The sequence below is a fragment of the Ideonella azotifigens genome (genome assembly GCF_006519715.1).
GTDB classification, from domain to species: Bacteria; Pseudomonadota; Gammaproteobacteria; order Burkholderiales; family Burkholderiaceae_C; genus Ideonella; species Ideonella azotifigens.
Map to the genome: position 1 here is coordinate 1 of NZ_VIDT01000374.1, position 5480 is coordinate 5480.

Consider the following 5480-nt stretch of genomic DNA (forward strand, 5'->3'; position numbering starts at 1 on the left):
ACCGCAGCCAGCCTGTTCTTTGCGAGGGAAGCCGGGTTGCAGCGCGATGAAGCCGTCGCCCAGCACCTGAAGGCCCAGTCCGTCACCGACTTCATCGCAGTCGGCTTCCTGCAGGCCGCCAACCCCGCGCTGGGCGGCGACCACGACATCACGCTGCGCGATGCAATGCGCCGCGCTGGCCAGCGGCTGGACGTGGAACTCAAGGGCGCCCCGGCCACCGCAGCCGCGATGCACCAGGCCATTGGCAACAACTTCCTCGCGCTGCTGGAACTCGACGACGCCGTGCCGCATTTCCAGCGCGCGCTGGAGATCGGCCAGCAAACCCATGGCGATGGCTCCGACGCGGTGCTCAATGCCCGCTGCGACCTGGGCGGCGCGCTGCTGATGCGGGGCGACTTGGCGGCTGCGCAACCGCTGGCCGAGCAGGCCCGCGCCGCGCTGGCCTCGCCAGCCAGTGCGCTCAGCCTGGCCACGCGCTGCAAATGCCACCAGCTGCTGGGCAATGTCGCGAATTCGCAAAACCAACCCACCGCAGCCGCCGCGCAATTCAGGCAAATGGCCGAGCTGGCCGAGAAGAATCCTTCGGCCACCCCGCGGCAAAGGGGTTTGGCCAGGGCCGTCTACGGACAGTCATTGGTCACGCTGGGCCAATTGGTCGAGGGCAAAGCCATATTGCACGAAGTGGCCCAGGATTTCGAGCGGCAGTTTGGCGCGGACCAGTTCGATACCCTCAGCGCGCGCTACATGCTGGCCCAGGCCGAGGCGCGCATGGGCGAATTGGCATCGGCCCGCGCCGCCTATGTGCAAATCATCGCCATCTACCAGCGCCGCTTCGGATCGCAAAGCCCGCTGGTGCAGCACATCTCGAAAGAGCTGGCCGCACTGCCTCCCCCCAAAGACTAGGGAGACCGAGCGCCGGCAACGGCACCGCAGGCCAGCTCGTGCGCCATTGGTTGACCCGCCGTGGGCAGTTCGTGGGCACCGCTTTGGTGCCCGGACACCAACAATTCATCACACCGAGACCTCACGACGACCGCCTGGTCCGGCCCGTTGGTCATCTCCCCAAATTGAAACAGGAAACCCCATGTCCGCAGTTCGATTTTCCGCCATCGCCAATCTCGCCGCGCTCTCGGCGCTGAGCTTTTCGCTGGCCACGCCGCATGCCGCGCTGGCCGCCAAACCCAGCGAGCCGCTGATTTTCTCGGCCCACGACAACTCTGCCTTCGACACCCATGCCTTCGATGTCAACAAGGCCGGCATGGTGGTAGGTTTCTATTTCGACGCCAGCTACAAGGCCTATGGCTTCGTGCGCTCCGCCGACGGCAGCTACACCGACCTGAAGGACCCCGACGCGCCGACGGCCACCTTCCCGCGCAGCATCAACGACAAGGGCGTGGTGGTCGGCCAATCCACCATCGATGGCTGGGCCCAGGGCTGGTACTACAACATCGCCAAGGACAAGTTCAAGCCGGTGCGCGTGCCGGCCGCACGGGCGACCTTTGCCGAAAGCATCAACAACCACGGCGTGATCGCCGGCTATACCTATTTCTACCCCGACCCCACCAAGCCGACCTACTTCACCGTCTCTGGCTTCACGCTGAAGAACGGCACGTACACCCTCTACTCCGCCCCTGGCGCCATCTACACCTACATCCGCAGCATCAACGACAAGGGTGACTTTGCCGGCATGTACACCGAGGCCGGCACCTACGCCAACCACAGCTTCGTGCAGAAGGCCGACGGCAGCTTCACCATCGTCGACGCGAAGAACTCGATCAACCACGCCGCCACCATCTACGGCCTGAGCAAGAAGGGCGACAGCGTGGGCACCTGCTCCGATGCGAGCTTCAACAACTGGGGTTGCTACTACACGGCCGCCACGGGCGCAGTGAGCGAGTTCAGCGCCGGCACGCTGGGCAGCACCTCGCCCTGGTCCATCAAGTACAGCCAGGTCGTGGGCTTCGGCTATGACGCCAGCACCGGCAAGAACCGCGGCTTCGTGATCCGCAAGGCAGACGCAACGGGCCAGGACTGAGGTACTTCGACGCTTGGCCAGCGGTGGGCCACCCTGCCGGCAGCCTCGCGCTGCGGCGGCAGCGCGGCGGTCAACGGTAAAGTAGCCCATCGCTTGTCATTCGCGGCCGGCGTGCGATCTGCACGCCGGCCTTTTGTCCTAGTCGCCACCCGCCTCAACGCCCGCCTCACCCATGCGCCTCCTGACCTCCTGCAGCTTGCTGGCCACCGCAGCCCTGGTGGCCGCCTGCGCAACGCCAACCGGCCCTGCCGGCAACACCGGCGTGCTCGCGCCCAATGCCAACCTCGTGGTGCAAGGCATCCCGCCGGTGCCGATGGCGCTGGTCAATAGCGTGCAGCGCTACACCGAGTTCCGTGGCACCAGCTTCGTGGACTGGCACCCGAACCAGCGCGAGATGCTGGTGGCGCACCGGCTGGCCGGTGCCAGTGTGCCGCAGCTGTTCCGCCTCAGCGGGCCGATGGCCGACCTGGAGCCGTTGACCGAAGGCAACGAGCCCGTCACGCGCGGCAGCTACGACCCGCGCGACGGCCACTACCTCGTCTTCCAGCGCAGCAGCGGCGGCAGCGAGGCCGACCAGCTCTACCGGCTGGACCTGGACACCCGCCTGGTCACGCCGATTGGCGAGCCCAACGAGCGGCATGCGATCAACGTCTGGCTGCATGGCGAAGAGCGCGCGCCGGGCGCCGCCTCCAAGCCGCCGGCACGGCTGGTCTCCAGCTCGGTGCCGCTGGACCGCACCGCCGAAGGCGGCAAACGCGCCAGCGTGGACACCTCGATCTGGCTGACCGACCCGCTCAAGCCCGAGGAGCGACGCAAGCTGGCCGAGCTGCCCGGCGGCGGCTGGGAGGCGACCGCCGTCTCGCCGGACGACAGGCAGCTCGCGCTGACCCGCTACATCTCCGCCAATGAGTCGGAGATCTGGCTGCTGGACATGGCCTCCGGCCAGCGCCGCCAGTTGCTGCCTGCGGCCGGCGCCACCGCCGCCAAGGCCAGCTACACGCCGGCCGCCTTCCAGCCCGACGGCAAGGGCCTGATCTTCACCAGTGACCGCGACGGCGAGTTCCAGGAGCTGATGCGGCTGGACCTGGCCAGCGGCGCCGTGACGCGTGCCAGCCGCCACATCCACTGGGACGTGAGCGTCAGCAGCCAGACCGAAGACGGCACGCTGCTGGCCGTGCTGGCCAATGAAGACGGCATGGGCACGCTGCACCTGTTCGACGGCCGCACCGTGAGCGAAGTGCCGCAGCCCAAGCTGCCCGAAGGCACGGTCGCCCAGCTGCATTTCCATCCGGCCACGCGCGAGCTGGCCTTTGCAGTCAACAACTCGGCCGGCCCGGGCCAGCTCTACAGCCTGAACCCGGCCAGCGGCCAGGTGCAGCAGTGGACCCAGGCCTTTGCGCCAGAGGGCCTGGATGCCAGCAAGTTCGCGCGCCAGCAGATCGTGCGCTGGAAGAGCTTCGACGGGCTGGGAATTTCCGGCCTGATCACGCGCGCGCCCGCCGCCCGTTTCCCCGGCAAGCGGCCGGTGCTGATCGACATCCACGGCGGCCCCGAAGGCCAGTCCGAGTTCGGCTTCAACGGCCGGGCCAACTACTTCATCGATGAGCTGGGCGTGACGCTGATCCGCCCCAACGTGCGCGGCTCCAGCGGCTACGGCAAGACCTTCCTGGCGCTGGACAATGGCTTCAAGCGCGAGGACTCGGTCAAGGACATCGGCGCGCTGCTGGACTGGATCGCCACCCAGCCCGACCTGGACGCCAGCCGCGTGCTGGTCACCGGCGGCAGCTATGGCGGCTACATGAGCCTGGCGGTGGCAACGAACTACTCGGACCGCATTGCCGGCAACATCGACGTGGTCGGCATCTCGCACTTCGTGACCTTCCTGAACAACACCGAGAGCTACCGCCGCGACCTGCGCCGGGTGGAATACGGCGACGAGCGCGACCCCGCGATGAAGGCCCACCTGGAACAGATCTCGCCGCTGACGAATGCCGCGAAGATCCACAAGCCGATCTTTGTCATCCAGGGAAAGAACGACCCGCGCGTGCCCTACACCGAGGCCGAGCAGATCGTCGCCAAGGTGCGCGCCAACGGCACGCCCGTCTGGTACCTGCGCGCCGAGAACGAAGGCCACGGCTTCCGCCGCAAGGAAAACGCCGACTACCAGTTCTACGCGATGGTGCTGTTCATGCAGCAGACGCTGCTCAAGCCGCAGCCCTGAAGCGACGGCCGGCAAAGCCCACCACACGGCCACTCGGGGCCGTTTTTCCCCACCGCACGGCCCTTCGGGGCCGTTTTTCATGGCCAGCCCGCGGGTTGTCCCCCATCGCCACGCCACGTCACGGCCGTGTCGCAAGCCCCGTCCATGCTGCCGAATGCCGCGCAGGGCTGGGGGAAAGTCCGAGCGCGGCGGGGCGCCGGCCGCGGCGATAGTGCGCTCCGATTCTTCCGCCTTCCCATCACACCGAGGAGCTCGAAGCATGGCCGGACATGGACGCACGAAACGCTGGGCGCTGGGCGCCGCCGCCTTGTTGGCGGTGATGGGCGTGGCCCATCTGGCGGGAGCCACCAACTACGCGCTGTGGGTCAACGGCCGCACCGGCGGCGGCCAGCTCGGCAACTATGCCGACTTCACCTACTGGGGCCCGGCCAGCACCGCTGCCGGCGTCAACAAGAAGTCGGTCAACTGGGATGGCTACAACCACATCTCGGACCAGAACTACCTGGTGCGCAACGCGCTGGACTGCTATTGCACCGGCAGCAACTGGTGCTACGTGGCCGCCCACAGCGCGGGCGACCTGATGATGGGCTACACGCTGGCGATGTACGGCGGTTCGACCCGCAGCGTGAAGAACGCCACGCCCGCGGCCGACGGCACCTGCAGCAACGCGGGCAGCAGCACCCAGACCGGCTGGAACATCAAATGGATCGACATTGCCGGCGGCGCGGCCGGTGGCTCCGAGCTGGCCAATGCCGGTGACTGGGCGCTCAGCGAGCCGCTGGTGTCGGACCTGAAGACTGCCACCGCGCGGGCCATGTACGACCACAACAGCACCCGCAGCAAGTGGTTCTACATGTACGCCGGCGCCAGCGGCACACTGTATTCCGCGGTGCTGCCGGGGCAGGACGACGAGGCCATTGCCTACCACTCCAGCGGCGGCGTCTCGGGGACAGGCGGGCAGTCACTGTGCAACCCCTCGGACTGGTTCTGCAACGACCTGAACCTCGGCACCACGGCCAACGAAGGCGGCAGCACCAAGTGGAGCTACCACTCGGTGAGCTTCCGCGACAACAACGAGGCCTACAACCACTACACCAACGGCAACTGGGCCGGCATCACCTCGCTGATGCGCCAGGACATGGTGACCAACGCCCAGTAAGGCCGAGCCGAGATGAATCGACGGCGCATGATCGCGGCGCTGGCGGCCACCGGGTTGCTGGGCGC

4 protein-coding genes are annotated in these 5480 nt (G+C 67.3%); all 4 read left to right on the top strand.

Going from position 1 to position 5480, the window contains the following annotated elements; translation table 11 throughout:
• Window positions 1-903 (top strand): tetratricopeptide repeat protein (locus FKP22_RS19705; protein WP_170200973.1); only part of this gene is annotated, 903 nt, incomplete at its 5' end.
• Between the two features lie 181 nt (window positions 904-1084).
• Complete coding sequence (locus FKP22_RS19710; protein WP_141289408.1) at window positions 1085-2035, top strand: hypothetical protein; 951 nt, start codon at window positions 1085-1087, stop codon at window positions 2033-2035.
• Window positions 2036-2207: 172 nt separating this feature from the next.
• Window positions 2208-4256, top strand: coding sequence for a S9 family peptidase (locus FKP22_RS19715; RefSeq protein WP_141289409.1), 2049 nt, complete (start codon window positions 2208-2210; stop codon window positions 4254-4256).
• Between the two features lie 259 nt (window positions 4257-4515).
• Window positions 4516-5415, top strand: coding sequence for a hypothetical protein (locus tag FKP22_RS19720; protein WP_231012760.1), 900 nt, complete (start codon window positions 4516-4518; stop codon window positions 5413-5415).
• Window positions 5416-5480: the final 65 nt, after the last annotated feature.